Origin of the sequence: Alcanivorax sp. HI0007 (assembly GCF_001635525.1) — a bacterium.
Lineage (GTDB): Bacteria > Pseudomonadota > Gammaproteobacteria > Pseudomonadales > Alcanivoracaceae > Alcanivorax.
This window is the reverse complement of record NZ_LWEJ01000084.1, coordinates 50689-64777: the sequence shown is the minus strand read 5'-3', so window position 1 is coordinate 64777 and position 14089 is coordinate 50689. Positions and strand designations below refer to the sequence as shown.

At 58.7% G+C, this 14089-nt stretch carries 10 protein-coding genes; 9 read left to right on the top strand and 1 reads right to left on the bottom strand.

Translation table 11 applies throughout. From position 1 onward, the window contains the following. The first annotated feature begins 69 nt into the window (after window positions 1-69). Window positions 70-2154: a transporter substrate-binding domain-containing protein gene (locus A3714_RS04305; RefSeq protein ID WP_063508596.1), complete on the top strand. Its 2085-nt coding sequence runs from the start codon at window positions 70-72 to the stop codon at window positions 2152-2154. 108 nt (window positions 2155-2262) lie between these two features. After that, window positions 2263-2550 carry a hypothetical protein gene (locus A3714_RS04300; RefSeq protein ID WP_062816213.1) on the top strand — a complete coding sequence of 96 codons (288 nt, stop codon included), beginning with the start codon at window positions 2263-2265 and terminating at the stop codon, window positions 2548-2550. 105 nt (window positions 2551-2655) lie between these two features. Here the strand turns inward: A3714_RS04300 and A3714_RS04295 are convergent, their stop codons facing one another. Further along, a complete protein-coding gene (locus tag A3714_RS04295) occupies window positions 2656-3582 on the bottom strand; it encodes an alpha/beta fold hydrolase (RefSeq protein ID WP_063508595.1) in 927 nt (308 codons plus the stop codon). A gap of 210 nt (window positions 3583-3792) precedes the next feature. Here A3714_RS04295 and A3714_RS04290 point away from each other — a divergent pair, with 210 nt between their 5' ends. The 7 genes from A3714_RS04290 (at window position 3793) to A3714_RS04260 (ending at window position 14047) form a co-directional block, all read left to right on the top strand. After that, window positions 3793-5589, top strand: a complete 1797-nt coding sequence (locus A3714_RS04290; protein ID WP_063508594.1) for a M61 family metallopeptidase — start codon at window positions 3793-3795, stop codon at window positions 5587-5589. 135 nt (window positions 5590-5724) lie between these two features. Beyond that, a complete protein-coding gene (gene hrpA / locus A3714_RS04285; protein ID WP_063508593.1) occupies window positions 5725-9609 on the top strand; it encodes an ATP-dependent RNA helicase HrpA in 3885 nt (1294 codons plus the stop codon). Between the two features lie 267 nt (window positions 9610-9876). Next, a complete protein-coding gene (locus A3714_RS04280; protein ID WP_062816210.1) occupies window positions 9877-11007 on the top strand; it encodes a beta-ketoacyl-ACP synthase III in 1131 nt (376 codons plus the stop codon). Between the two features lie 190 nt (window positions 11008-11197). Next, window positions 11198-11494, top strand: coding sequence for a hypothetical protein (locus tag A3714_RS04275; protein ID WP_063508592.1), 297 nt, complete (start codon window positions 11198-11200; stop codon window positions 11492-11494). Between the two features lie 17 nt (window positions 11495-11511). Beyond that, window positions 11512-12369 carry a DUF692 domain-containing protein gene (locus A3714_RS04270; protein WP_063508591.1) on the top strand — a complete coding sequence of 286 codons (858 nt, stop codon included), beginning with the start codon at window positions 11512-11514 and terminating at the stop codon, window positions 12367-12369. Further along, window positions 12366-13136: a DUF2063 domain-containing protein gene (locus tag A3714_RS04265; RefSeq protein ID WP_062816207.1), complete on the top strand. Its 771-nt coding sequence runs from the start codon at window positions 12366-12368 to the stop codon at window positions 13134-13136. Before A3714_RS04270 ends, A3714_RS04265 begins: the two co-directional genes overlap by 4 nt. A gap of 113 nt (window positions 13137-13249) precedes the next feature. Next, window positions 13250-14047, top strand: coding sequence for a VacJ family lipoprotein (locus tag A3714_RS04260; protein WP_063508590.1), 798 nt, complete (start codon window positions 13250-13252; stop codon window positions 14045-14047). Window positions 14048-14089 lie beyond the last annotated feature (42 nt).

The window sequence follows — 14089 nt, the reverse complement described above, 5'->3', positions numbered from 1 at the left end:
TGGTTACCCTGTCAGTAAGCGCCTTACTGGCCGTAAAGAATGACAATCAGAGCAGTAAAGGGGGGCTCCATGCGACGCAGTATTCTCCTGACAGTGTGCTTGATGATTTCCCTGTTGACCGGTTGTGAAAAGGAACCGGGGGTCGGTGAAGTCGTTAGCACCTTCAACAACTATGAAGAAACCGGCGACTTACCTGCCTTGCAGGAACACGGCTTTATTCGCCTGCTTGCCCCGCGTTTCGATGAGCCCTCCGGCTTGCCCCGGGAGGGAGTTCCCGCCAGAGAATACCAGGCGCAGGCTGAGGAATTTGTCAGGCACCTGGGGCTGGAGCCCCGTTGGGTTTATGCAGACAGCTTCGCGGAGCTGGGTCAGCTGATCAACGCCGGCGCTGCCGATATCATCGTCACCAACTATTCGGTGACCAAGGCACGACAGAAAGACCTGGCATTTTCGACCCCCGTCAATGCGGTTCAGGAGAAACTGATCGTGCCTGCCGATCAGGCAGGAATTGCCCTGACCAAGCTGAAAAATCTCACTATTTCAGTCCCGGAAGGGACGGCTTACCAGGAGACGGCCGAAAAACTCGCCCGTCGCCATGACAATATTTCGGTGGATGTTCTGGACGCTGACCTTTCCGATGAAGAGCTCGTTGAGGGAGTGGAGTCCGGTGATCTGGGTGCCACCATCATTGACAGCAATATGCTGGATATCCTGATTACCCCTGACTCTGCTGCGGGAATTGGTCCGGTGGTGAACCGCAAACGGCGCATTGCCTGGGCCGTGCGGCAGGACAGTACCGAGCTGCTGGATCGTATCAACCAGTTCATCACCAGCCAGCGGGTCATGTCGTCCGTCAAACAGCAGGAAAAACGTGATTGGGCGGCAATCCAGGAGCAGGGAGTTCTGCGTGTCATTACATCCAACAACCCGGCCAGCTACTTCATGTGGCGAGGAGAGTTGATGGGGTTTGACTACGACCTGATCAATGATTTCGCCAAGAAACACCGGCTCAGGGTCAGTGTGGTTGTTCGTGACAGTCCGTCTGCCATGTTTGCCGCGCTGGAAGCCGGGGAGGGAGATGTGATTGCGGCTTCCATGACCATCACCGAAGACCGTCAGCGCCAGGGCTGGATGTTCAGTGACCGCTATCTGGAGGTGAATGAGCAACTGATCGGTCGTGCTGATGAGTCGCCGCTGGAAAACATCGGGCAGCTTGCCGGTCGCACTGTGGCGGTCAATCCGGAAACGGCCTATTACGATACTCTGCAGCGACTTCGTGAGAGTGATTTCCCCTTCATCGTTCAGGAGGTGCCGGGCGCCAGCACAGAGATGCTGATCAATGCCGTCGCCAATGGAGAATACGACCTGACCATGGCTGACAGCCACCTGGCTGCCATGGAATCCACCTACCGGGACGATATTGCGGTGTTGTTTGAATTTGAACCTGCCAAGGAAATTGGGTGGGGCTTGCGTCCGGAACAGACCGCGTTGAAAGAGCAGCTTAACAGCTATATTGCCCGTCATTATCGTGGGCTGAATTACAATATTACCTATAACCGCTATTTCCGCGAGAAAAAAACCATTAACACCCACGAGGCATATCGTGTGGGGTCCGGAAAAGCCATTTCTCCCTACGATGACCTGGTCAAAAGCGAGGCGCTGAAGTATGGACTGGACTGGCGCTTGATTACCTCGCAGATGTATCAGGAAAGTCGCTTCAACCCCAAGGCGCGCTCTTTTGCCGGCGCCCAGGGGTTACTGCAGGTAATGCCGAGAACCGGTCGTCAGTTTGGTTACAGCAACCTGACGCGCCCGGAAAATGGGGTTGCCGCGGGGGTGGCCTACATGGATTGGCTGGAGCAACGGTTCCCGGCGCGTCTCGACCTGGCAGAGAAACTGTATTTTACCCTGGCGGCCTACAATGCCGGCCACGGCCATGTGGAGGACGCCCGACGTCTTGCCGAGCGACTGGGCAAGGATCCGGATAAATGGTTCGGCCATGTGGAAGAGGCCATGTTGCTGCTATCCCGGCCGGAATACGCGCGTCAGGCCCGATATGGCTATGTGCGGGGCGCCGAGCCGGTGAAGTATGTCAGACAGATCAAGAACCGTTATCTGGGCTATGTGTCTGCGCTGGAGGAAGAAGAGGGCTAGATTTAGCCGGGACGGCGACACGGTAAAGGGATGTTTTACAAAGTTGCCATGGAAAAGCCCTTTGTCGGCCCCATGATAGAGGTACCCATTCATTGAAAGGAGATTGTGATGGATCGCAATGCTTTCATCGAAAAGATTAAAGGTAAGCTTAACGAACTGGATAATGAATTCGACCAGTTGCAAGTCAAGGCGGACAAAGCCAGTGAAGACGTTCGTCACAAGTGGGAAAGTCGCAAGCTGGAGCTGAAGGAAAAACGCCAGGAACTGGCGGCCCGGCTCGATGAGTTGCGTAACGATAGCAACGCCCGCTGGGAAGATGTGAAGGCCAGCGTGGAAAAAACCTGGGATAGCACCCTGGATGGCCTCAAGGACATCAAAAACAATTTGTTCAAGTAACGGTGTAGCAACGAGCTACACACAAAAAAGCGGGCTTGTTAAAGCCCGCTTTTTTTATGATCCATTAGCGGTGAAATGGCGCTGACCTGACGCCTGTCATCATCGCTACCCCGCCAGGGGATCAAGCCATTGGCGCAATGCATCCAGTACCTGCTCCCGGCAGTGATCATTGAGAAGTTCATGGCGTCCGTCAGGCCAGAAGTGCGCGGTCAAGGGTTGCTCCATGGTATGCAGGACTTGCTCAAGGGCCATCATGCCCTTGCCCATATCACTCATGGGATCCTGCTCACCGCCTAGCAGTAACACCGGTAACGCATCGGGGAGTTCGGCAAGATGCTGGATGCTGTGGATCTGACGTAGTCCGTCGATCAACTGGCACCAGGACTCGGTGGTGCAATCGAAACCACACAGATCATCATCCAGATAACGTTGTACCTGGTCCCGGTCGTTGCTCAGCCAGTCGAACTCACTGCTGGGGTCGGGCACGCGTTTGGCCCAGGCGCCAAACGTCATTCTGCGAATCAAGGGGCTGACACCGCGCTTGCCATTACGGCGCCGTGCCAGTTTCACGGGTAGCCCCATCAGGGTGTAAAACGTTGCCGGGTGATAATCGCTGGCGCAGAGCACCAGTCCGGCCAGGTTCTCGCCGGTCTGTTGGGCCGCTGCCAGGGCAATGAACGAGCCCATGCTGTGGCCGCCAAGCACGCAGGGAAGCCCCGGGTGGGTTTCGCGGGCCATGGTGATCACGGCAATCGCATCCTGTACCAGGCAAACCCAGCCGTTTTCATCACCGAAATGGCCTTTCGGGCAAGCCTCACTGATGCTCAGACCGTGGCCACGGTGGTCCGGGCAATACAGATGCCAGCCCTGGTCATTCAGCGCTTTCGCCAGGGCCTCATAACGGGCACCATGCTCCGCCATACCGTGCAACCACACCATAATGCCCTTTGACGTGGCGGCTTCGGTGGGCCAGTGATGAATGGCGGTGGAATGGCCGTCGCCCGTATTCAGGTAGCGCATCTGCTTGCTCATAACATTCTCCGGCGGCGCGGTCAGTGGACAGGTTGGATGCCTGTGGCGTGCAGGCGTTGCTGGCGAGGGAAAACGTTCCCGCGGCAGCCTGTCGGACAGGTTGCCTGAGCCCGTCACGGACCATGGCATAATAACAGCTATGGCAACAGGGTGATGCAGCAACTACCATGCCGGACGCTGTTGCACGCTGCCCGATTTCCAGGAGAAACCATGATCGAATACCGGATTCGCCCACTGCGCCCTGAAGCCCATCTTTTTGAAGTGACGCTGACCGTGGCGAAGCCGACCCCGGAAGGGCAGGCGTTTACGCTGCCGGCCTGGATTCCCGGCAGCTACATGATCCGGGATTTCGCCCGCCATCTGGTCTATCTGGAGGCCAGTTGCCAGGGTGAGACGCTGCCCGTGGCGAAAATCGACAAGCAAACCTGGCAGGTGCCACCTTGCGATGGTCCGGTGCAGCTGCATTACCACGTTTACGCCTGGGACCTGTCCGTGCGTGGCGCCCACCTGGATACCACCCACGGTTATTTCAATGGCACCTGTGTATTCCTGGCACCCATGGGGCACGAGGATAAGCCCTGCGAAGTAGATATCGACGCACCGGAAGGTGTCGCCTACCTGGGCTGGCACCTGGCCACCGGGCTGCCCCGGCTGACCGGCTCGGAGCTGGGCTTTGGCCGTTTCCGGGCAGACAACTACGATGCCCTGATCGACCATCCGGTGGAAATGGGCCCCTTCGAGTATGCCCAGTTCGAAGCCTGTGGTGTGCCGCACTGGGTGGTGTTGGCCGGTCGTCACAAGACCGATATGGCGCGGCTGTGCCGGGACCTGAAGCCGATCTGCGAACACCATATCCGCATGTTCGGCGAACCGGCGCCCATGGATCGCTATGTGTTCATGACGTTGGTCACCGGCAACGGGTACGGCGGTCTGGAACATCGTAATTCCACCAGCCTCATGTGTGCCCGCGACGACCTGCCCAAGCGCACCGACGAGCCCGGCAAGGTACGCGATGGCTATCGCAATTATCTGGGCCTGTGCAGCCACGAATATTTCCACACCTGGAATATAAAACGGATCAAGCCGGCGGCGTTCACGCCCTTCGATCTGTCTCGGGAAGTGCACACGGAACTGCTGTGGGCCTTCGAGGGTATCACCAGTTATTACGATGACCTGTCGCTGACCCGTACCGGCCTGATTTCGCCGCAGAGCTATCTGGAGCTGCTCGGGCAAACCCTCAGTCGGGTCTATCGTGGACAGGGCCGTCACAAGCAGACCGTTACCGAATCCAGCTTCGATGCCTGGACCCGCTTCTACAAGCAGGACGAAAACGCTGCCAATGGCATCGTCAGCTATTACACCAAGGGCTCATTGGTAGCGCTGGCGCTGGATCTGACCCTGCGAAATCTGACCGCCGAGAAGAAGTCCCTGGATGACCTTATGCGATTGCTCTGGGCCCGTTACGGCCAGACCGGCGAAGGCGTACCGGAGCAGGGCATCCAGCCCCTGGCCGAGGAAGTGGCTGGTTGCGAGATGACAGACTTTTTCGAGCAGGCGCTCTACAGCACCGAAGATCTGCCACTGGCGGAACTTTTGGCTGAGCGGGGCGTAGAGCTGAACTGGCGCAGTGCGGCCAGCCATGGTGACAACGGTGGCAAGCCGGGCAAGGAGGGTATTGCCAATCTGGGCGTGCGGCTGGTTGCCGACCCCATGGGCGCGAAGATTGCTGTCGCCTTCGAGCAGGGCCCGGCAATGGCAGCCGGATTATCCGCCGGGGATGTGATCATCGCTGTGGATGGCCTGCAGGCCACACAGGGCAATATCGACAATTTGCTGGCCAACTTCCTGCCCGGCGAAATGGTGGAAGTGCATGCTTTCCGTCGCGACGAGCTGATGAAGTTCAACGTGAAAGTGGCGCCCACCGAGCCGAGTACCGCGTATCTGACCATTGCCAAGGGCGGGTTAACCGAAAAGGGCAAGGCCTGGCTGCATTGGCAAGGCAATTAATAGCGCAAACCCTGGAGTGTGAAGTGACTGTAGGAGCGGCGCTCGAGTCGCGAACCTGCTTGCGAGGGTTTTCCCAAGTACGACCCGCGGCTCGGGCGCCGCTCCTACGACGTTTTATGGTTGATTGAATTTTTCATGTCTTTGAAGCCACTCTACAGCCAGCTGGGTAACGTTCGCAGAGCGGACCATTTTCGCTTGAAAAAGCGGATCGATGGTCTGTCTCGCTTGCCTGCTGACAAGCGCAATGACCAGGCCGTGGAGAAGGTATCCAAGGCCATTGCCGCTTCCATTGCCAATCGGGAAAAACGTCAGGCGTCCCAGCCCGTACTGAACTGGCCGGACCTGCCGGTGGTAGCCAGCCGTGAGGAGATCAAGACAGCGATCCGCGACCATCAGGTGGTGGTGATTGCCGGGGAAACCGGCTCCGGCAAGACCACCCAGCTGCCGAAGATCTGCCTGGAACTGGGGCGGGGCATTGAGGGCACCATCGGTCACACCCAGCCAAGGCGGCTGGCGGCCCGTGCCGTGGCCAGCCGGGTAGCGGAAGAGCTCAACAGCCCGCTTGGCAGTGCCGTTGGCTTCAAGGTGCGTTTCGCCGAGCAGGTCAGCGAGACCAGTCTGATCAAGGTGCTCACCGATGGCATGCTGCTCAATGAAATCCAGCAGGATCGCTTTCTCAACCAGTACGACACCCTGATTATCGATGAAGCCCACGAACGCAGTCTGAACATCGACTTTCTGCTCGGCTATCTCAAGCAGCTGTTACCCAGGCGTCCGGACCTGAAACTCATCATTACCTCGGCCACCATCGACCACGAACGTTTCGCCCGGCATTTCGGTGAGGCCCCGGTGTTGGAGGTTTCCGGGCGGACCTACCCGGTGGAAATGCGCTACCGGCCTCCCGCTGAAGGCCAGGAGCTGTCCCGCCAGATTGAAGACGTGCTGCAGGAAATCCAGCGCGAGGAACGTCGCGAGGGCCTGCCTGTAGCCCGGGATGTGCTGGTCTTTCTGGCCGGCGAGCGGGATATTCGCGATGTGCATCATCACTTGAAGCGCTGCGAACTGAGAGACACGGAAATCCTGCCGCTCTATGCGCGATTGAGCCAGGCGGAGCAACACCGCATTTTTGCGTCTCACCGGGGTCGGCGAGTGGTGCTCAGTACCAATGTGGCGGAAACGTCCCTGACCGTGCCGGGTATTCGTTATGTCATCGATGCCGGCACCGCCCGCATCAGCCGTTACAGCGTGCACTCCAAGGTGCAGCGGCTGCCGGTGGAGCCGGTCAGTCAGGCCAGCGCCAATCAGCGGGCCGGGCGCAGCGGGCGGATCATGCCGGGTATCTGTTTTCGGCTGTACGAGGAAGACGACTTCCTCAATCGTCCCGCTTTCACCGACCCGGAGATTCAGCGCACCAACCTGGCAGCGGTGATTCTGCAGATGGCCGACCTGAAACTGGGCCGGGTGGAGGATTTTCCCTTCATTGAGCCGCCGGACGGGCGCCTGATCCGTGACGGTTACCGGCTGCTGGATGAGCTGGGTGCGCTGACGCCGAAACAGACCCTTACCCCCCTGGGCCGGCAGTTGGCCCGCTTTCCGCTGGACCCGACCCTGGGGCGGATACTGGTGGCGGCGTCCCAGCAGAAGGTGCTGCGCGAAGCGCTGATCATCGTGTCCGCTCTGGCCGCCCAGGACCCCCGCGATCGACCCCATGACAAGCAGCAACAGGCGGATCAGGCCCATCAGCCGTTCACCGACAAGGACTCGGATTTCCTGTTTTTCGTCAAGCTGTGGCAATGGGCGGAGAACCAACGGGAGTCCCTCAGCCGCAACCAGTATGAGAAGCTGCTGAAGAAAACCTTCCTGTCGCCCACTCGCATGCGCGAGTGGCGAGATACACACCGCCAGCTGCTGTTGCTCTGCAAGGAGCAGGGCTGGGAGCTGAACCCGCCGGCCATGAACGAGCAGGGGCTGGCCGACGGTGCCTATGGGTCCCTGCATCAGGCCCTGTTGCCCGGGTTGCTTGCCAACGTCATGCAGCGCACGGACGAGGGGGAGTGGCTGTCCACCCGTAATCGCAAGCCGCTGATCTGGCCGGGCTCGCCCCTGTCGAAAACCAAGGCCCGCTGGCTGATGGCGGCTGAGCAAGTGGAAACCAGTCGGTTGTTTGCCCGTACTGTGGCGCGAATTGAGCCGGAATGGGTGGAAGCGGCCGCCGCTCACCTGGTCAAACGCCAGTATTTCGAGCCCCACTGGTCGAAGAAGCGGGGGTGTGCCATGGCCAAGGAGCAGGTGAACCTGTTCGGCCTGATTCTGGCTAGTGGTCGGCGGGTCAACTATGCGCCCATTCATCCCCAGGAAGCCCGCGAATTGATGATTCGCGAAGGGCTGGTGATGGGAGAGTTGCACCGGGAGCCGCCCTTCGTGAAGGCCAACCGGGAGCAATTCGAAACCCTGGAGGAGATGGAACACAAGTTGCGCCGGCGCGATATTCTGGTGGACGAGGAGGCCCGGGTGGCCTTTTACGATGAGCGGTTGCCGCAGGACGTGACCAGCCTGGCCGGGCTGATGAGCTGGTATAACAAAAAGGCCTCGCCGGCCCAGAAAGAAGCACTGCTGATGCCGCGGGATTTCCTGTTGTCACGGAGCCCGGATCTGGGCAGCGACCAGTTCCCGGATCAGCTGCGCCTGGATGGCATCAGCCTGCCGCTGGAATACAGCTTCGATCCCACCGGGGAGCGCGACGGCGTCACGTTGATTGTCCCGCTCGCGGTCCTCAATCAAGTGCCGGACACACGGCTGGACTGGCTGGTCCCCGGGTTGCTGCGGGAAAAACTGGAAGCCCTGATCCGTGCGTTACCCAAGGCCCGCCGCCGTCATTTCGTACCCGTGCCGGACTTTGTCGGCGCGCTTCTGGATATCCTGGATCCGCAGGAGCCGCTACTGCCGGCCATGACCCGTGAATTGCAACGGATGACCGGTGTGCGGATCGAACGGGAAGAGTGGCAGGATGCCACGCTGCCCGACCATCTGCGCATGTTTATCCAGGTGGTGGACCGGGTTGACGGTAACCGGAAAGTGCTGGCCCAGGGACGCCACCTGGACGAAGTCCGTGACAAACTGGCTGGTGTCACCGCTAACCTGCCGGAACCGGCGGCGCAGGAACCGGTACCGCGGGGGCAGGATTGGCTGTTCGGTCGCCTGCCGGACACCCACGAACAGGATCTGGGTGGCATGGTGGTGCGCCGCTATCCCGCCCTGGAAGATGATGGTGACGCGGTGGAGCTTCGCTACCGTGATGATGTGGATGAGGCCCGCTGGAGCCATCAGTGGGGTACGGCACGCCTGTTGGGCTTCAAACTCAGTGTCCAGCTGCGTGACCTGCGCAAACAGGCCTCACAGATGCCCGGTTTTCAGAAGCTCAAGGGCGAGAAGGGCGCCATGGCCCGCCAGGCACTGGATCATGCGGTACTGCGTTTGCTGGCAGAGCATTTCCGGCTGGACGAGCCGGTACGCGATGAGGCTGCCTTCCGGGCCCGTCTGGATGCCCATCGGGGGGATTTCGTGCCCTGGGCAGGCCAGCAATTGAGCGCTTTCGGCAAGCTGTTCGCCGATTATCGGAAGCTGATGGGCAAGCTGGAAAAAAACTTCCCGCTGGCCTGGGCCCATGCCCACCGGGACCTTAAGCAACAACTGGGCAACCTGTTCCGCGACGACTTCCTGCTGCAGGTGCCCTGGCCCTGGTTGATGGAATACCCGCGCTATCTGGAGGCTATCAGCCACCGTCTGGACAAACTGGGTGGCCAGATTGGCAAGGACCGCACCCTGACCGCAGAGCTGGAGGCCTTTGACAAGCAATACGCCACTCGTGCTGCGGGTCTGCCCCTGTGGCAGCAGCCGGCGCCTCTGCAAGAGTATTTCTGGATGTTGCAGGAATACCGGGTGAGCCTTTTTGCACAACAGCTTGGCACCCGGGTCCCGGTCTCTGCCAAGCGCCTGAATAAACAGTGGGAGCTCTGCTAATCAGTCACCCCCTCTACGAAGCCGCTGTAGGAGCGCCGCTTGAGGCGCGAACCTCGCTTGCGAGGAAACACACGGTAGGCAATCAGGCATAACAGAACGTTACGCCCGATTCGTGCCTCAAGCGGCGCTCCTGCATTGACTCCGTAACAAGCATAACAACTATCCACCCACGCCCTTTGCGCTGGCCACTCCGAATCCGGATAATCGACCCATTATCCCATTTGTGGAACGGGGCCCTTTACCCCGTTCGAGTGCGAGGACTCGCTTGTGAGCTATTCTGTAGTAATCAGTGGCACCGGCCTGTGGACCCCGGAGCAGACCATCACCAACGATGAATTGGTGGAATCCTTCAACGAGTATGTGAAGCGGTTCAATGCGCGTAACGCCGAGGCCATCGAGGCCGGCGAAGTGGATGCCCTGGGTCCTTCAGACAGCGCCTTTATCGAAAAGGCCTCCGGTATCAAGCAGCGCTTTGTCATCGACAAGAGCGGGATTCTTGATCCGGACCGGATGGCTCCCCGCATCGCCGAGCGATCTGACGATGAGGTATCCATTCAGGCGGAAATTGCTGTCAAAGCGGCCAGGCAGGCCCTGGAACATGCCAACCTGACCGCGGACGATCTGGATGCTGTCCTGGTGGCCTGTTCCAACATGCAGCGCCCGTATCCGGCCATGGCCGTGGAAGTCCAGGCGGCCCTGGGCATGGAGCACGGCTGGGGCTATGACATGAATGTGGCCTGTTCCAGCGCCACCTTCGGGATTCAGGCCGGTGTGGATGCCATCCGTAATGGCAGCGCCCGTCGGGTGCTGATGGTCAATCCGGAAATCTGTTCCGGTCACCTGGCCTGGGAAGATCGCGACTGCCATTTCATTTTTGGTGACGTGGCCACCGCGGTGATTCTGGAGCGCAAGGAAGACGCCACCTCCGACAACCAGTGGGAAGTGCTGGGCACCCGGTTGCAGACCAAGTTTTCCAATAATATCCGCAACAATTTCGGTTTTCTGAACCGTGCGGATGAAAGCGGCATTGGCGCTCGCGACAAGCTGTTCCGCCAGGAAGGGCGCCGCGTTTTCAAGGAAGTCTGCCCCATGGTGGCCGAGCAGATTGCCTCGCATCTGTCTGATACCGGGGTGCCGGTGGAGGCCCTCAGCCGGATGTGGCTGCACCAGGCCAACCTGAGCATGAATGAACTGATTTCCAAACGGGTCCTGGGACGCCCGGCTTCCCGTGAGGAAGCCCCGGTGATTCTGGATGACTATGCCAACACCAGTTCCGCCGGTTCCATCATTGCCTTCCATAAGTACAACGCGGATCTGCCGGTGGATACCAAAGGCGTGATCTGTTCCTTTGGGGCCGGTTACTCCATCGGTAGCGTGATTGTGAACCGAATCAAGTAACTGCGTCCGGGTTTCACGTTTGCTTCACGAAGGCCGCATTTTGCGGCCTTTTTTCATGCTGCCTGTAACGTTTACCTCACGGCTTCATCTCTATATTGTCTGAGACAGGCGCTACGCAAACAAACGTGGTTTGCCTGAGCCGCAGAGTGCGGTTTCGGATACCCTCAATAATGATGGATGGAGACTGAACATGGCTAAGTTGAGCAAACTGAACCCCCTGGCCGCCACTGTTGGTGCCGCTTTTGTTGCTTCCGCGCTTTCCGTGCCGGTTGCTACTGCTGCTGAAAACCCCTTTGCCGCTTCCGACCTGCAAGCCGGTTACCAACTGGCTGGTGACCACGCTGAAGGCAAGTGTGGCGAAGGCAAGTGCGGTGACAAGAAAGGCGAAGGCAGCTGTGGTGAGAAAAGCGGTGAAGGCACATGCGGCGCCGATGACAAAAAAGGTGAAGGTAAATGTGGTGAAGGCAAGTGCGGTGGTGATGCCTAACAGGCAGGAGCCAACGTATGAAACCTGAGACACCAGTGTCCGGAGTGGGCCTGGGTCTTCGGCGGGCCCTCATGGGCCCGCTTTCCCCGACCCTGGATTCCCCGGAAAGTGCCCCTTTCGATTTTATGGAAGTCGCACCGGAGAACTGGATCCCCATGGGTGGGCGTCTGGCGAAGGATTTCCGTGCTTTCACCGAACGTTTCCCCTTTGTTACCCACGGTTTGAGCCTGTCATTGGGTGGGCCTGAGCCGCTGGATTTTGAATTGCTGAAAGCGGTGAAAGGGTTCCTCAAGGAACACAACATTCGTCGTTATACCGAGCACTTGAGTTATTGCAGTGACCACGGTCACCTTTACGATTTGATGCCGATTCCCTTTACCGAAGAGGCCGTTCACTACGTGGCAGACCGGGTCCGGCAGGTGCAGGATTTTCTCGAACAACCCATCGGTATCGAACACGTCAGCTACTATGCTGCGCCCGGTTCCGAAATGTCGGAAATCGACTTCGTTAATGCGGTGCTGGAAGAAGCAGATTGCCAGCTGTTGCTGGATGTGAACAACGCCTACGTGAACAGCATCAATCATGGCTATGATCCCCGTGAATTTATCAGTGCCTTGCCCGGCGAGCGTATTTGCTACCTGCATATCGCCGGTCACTTTGATGAAGCGGAAGATCTGAAAGTGGATACCCACGGCAGCGCGGTCATTGATCCGGTCTGGCAACTGCTTGAGCACGCCTATCAGGAATTTGGTGTACTACCCACCTTGCTGGAGCGGGACTTCAACTTTCCCGGTAACGATGTGCTGTTTGGGGAGCTCGGGCAGATCCGCAAATATCAGCATCAACCGTATTCAGCGACTCGGAAGCTGGGATGAGTCAGACAGATTTCCAGGCCCTGCAACGTCGCTTTGCGGCGCACTTGCGTAACCCGCAGACGCACTCTGCGCCAGACGGAATTGAAGAGCGCCGCCTGGCGATTTACCGCAACCTGTTTTTCAACAACGTTAACGGGTTTATCAGCCAGGGCTTCCCGGTGCTGCATTCCCTGCTGGATGCGGAACGCTGGCATCGGTTAGTGCGGGCCTTCTTTGACCAGCACGCCTGTCAGACACCGTATTTTCTCGAAATTCCCCAGGAATTTGTCAGCTTTCTGGCATCCGGTCAGGGCAGGGAAGAGGGAGATCCGCCTTTCCTGCTGGAGCTGGCACATTACGAATGGATGGAGTTGGTGCTGGATGCGTCCACCGAGGTCTTTCCCAAAACCGGATTTCATCCCGAGGGGGACCTGCTTCGTGCCATCCCCCAGCTAAGCCCCTTGCATGTGGTGCTCAGCTATCAGTACCCGGTCCACGAAATTTGCGTGGACTTTCAGCCGCAGACCCCATTGCCACAGCCGCTCTGGCTGCTGGTCTACCGGGATCGTGATGATCAGGTTCGCTTTATGGAAATCAATGCACCTACCGCCCGGTTGTTGCAATTGATCGAGGAGAACCCGAACAGCACCGGTTTTCAGGTGGTTGGCCAATTGGCGGAAGAACTGCAATTTGCGGATGTGGAGAAACTGGCCGAGTTTGCCCGGGATATCCTGCTGCAAATGCACCAGCGGGACATCCTGGTCGGTGCCAGTCTGAAGAGCTGCTGATGCCGCTTCAGGCTGTGGGTCCGATCTGTTCACCCGCTCTCGCTGTAAAATCCGCCAGGAAGCCGGACCGTTCGGTTCGTGGCCCTGTTCGGGCATGCGACGGGCTGGCTATAATGCAGCGTCGACGACATACCGGGGTGACCGTGCGTTATTTACTGCTGACCATATTGCTGAGCATTTCCTGTACCGTGATGGCGGAAGAGGAAGACTGGGGAGACGCGTCCACTGCGTTTGATGCGCCCCAGAGCAGTCAGGCCAAGGATGACGACCCCTGGGAAGACATCAACCGCAAGATCTTTGCCTTCAACGAAGCACTCGACAAGTATGCCCTCAAGCCTGCGGCCAAGGGCTATCGCAAGGCGACGCCGGGCTGGTTCGATGACACGGTAACCCGCTTTTTTGAGAACCTGCGGGATTTTCGCAGCAGTCTCAACAGTGTGCTGCAGTGGCGCTGGGGGCATGCCGGTCACAACTTTGGTCGTTTCGCGGTCAACAGCACTCTGGGTATCGCCGGCTTGTTTGATGTGGCCAGCAAGGTGGACCTGGAAAAGCACAATACCGATCTGGGACTGACCTTTGCCCGCTGGGGGATCCCGGAGGGCAACTATCTGGTGCTCCCGTTCTGGGGGCCATCCACTGTCCGCGATGCGGCAGCGATTTTCCCGGAGGACTACATGCGCCCCAGGCACTACATCCAGCATGACCTGACCCGCTACAGCGTCACGGCGTTGTACGTGGTGGACTTGCGCGCCGACCTGCTAGATCTGGAGCGCAATATCGTCGGCGACCGCTACACCTTCCTGCGCAATGCTTACCTGCAACGTCGCCGCTTCGAATCCGGTGATGCACCGTCCCTGCGTTTCCCGGACATAGAGCAGCGGGATTCGGAGCTGGAGGACGAGGGGTGGTGAAGGCAATTAATAGTTAATAATGAATAATTAATAGTTGCGCGA

Excerpts from the sequence above, each read along its gene's own strand:
- A3714_RS04305 (WP_063508596.1), top strand. The coding sequence starts at position 70 with ATGCGACGCAGTATTCTCCTGACAGTGTGCTTGATGATTTCCCTGTTG.
- A3714_RS04300 (WP_062816213.1), top strand. The coding sequence starts at position 2,263 with ATGGATCGCAATGCTTTCATCGAAAAGATTAAAGGTAAGCTTAACGAA.
- A3714_RS04295 (WP_063508595.1), bottom strand. The coding sequence starts at position 3,582 with ATGAGCAAGCAGATGCGCTACCTGAATACGGGCGACGGCCATTCCACC.
- A3714_RS04290 (WP_063508594.1), top strand. The coding sequence starts at position 3,793 with ATGATCGAATACCGGATTCGCCCACTGCGCCCTGAAGCCCATCTTTTT.
- hrpA (WP_063508593.1), top strand. The coding sequence starts at position 5,725 with ATGTCTTTGAAGCCACTCTACAGCCAGCTGGGTAACGTTCGCAGAGCG.
- A3714_RS04275 (WP_063508592.1), top strand. The coding sequence starts at position 11,198 with ATGGCTAAGTTGAGCAAACTGAACCCCCTGGCCGCCACTGTTGGTGCC.
- A3714_RS04270 (WP_063508591.1), top strand. The coding sequence starts at position 11,512 with ATGAAACCTGAGACACCAGTGTCCGGAGTGGGCCTGGGTCTTCGGCGG.
- A3714_RS04265 (WP_062816207.1), top strand. The coding sequence starts at position 12,366 with ATGAGTCAGACAGATTTCCAGGCCCTGCAACGTCGCTTTGCGGCGCAC.
- A3714_RS04260 (WP_063508590.1), top strand. The coding sequence starts at position 13,250 with ATGCAGCGTCGACGACATACCGGGGTGACCGTGCGTTATTTACTGCTG.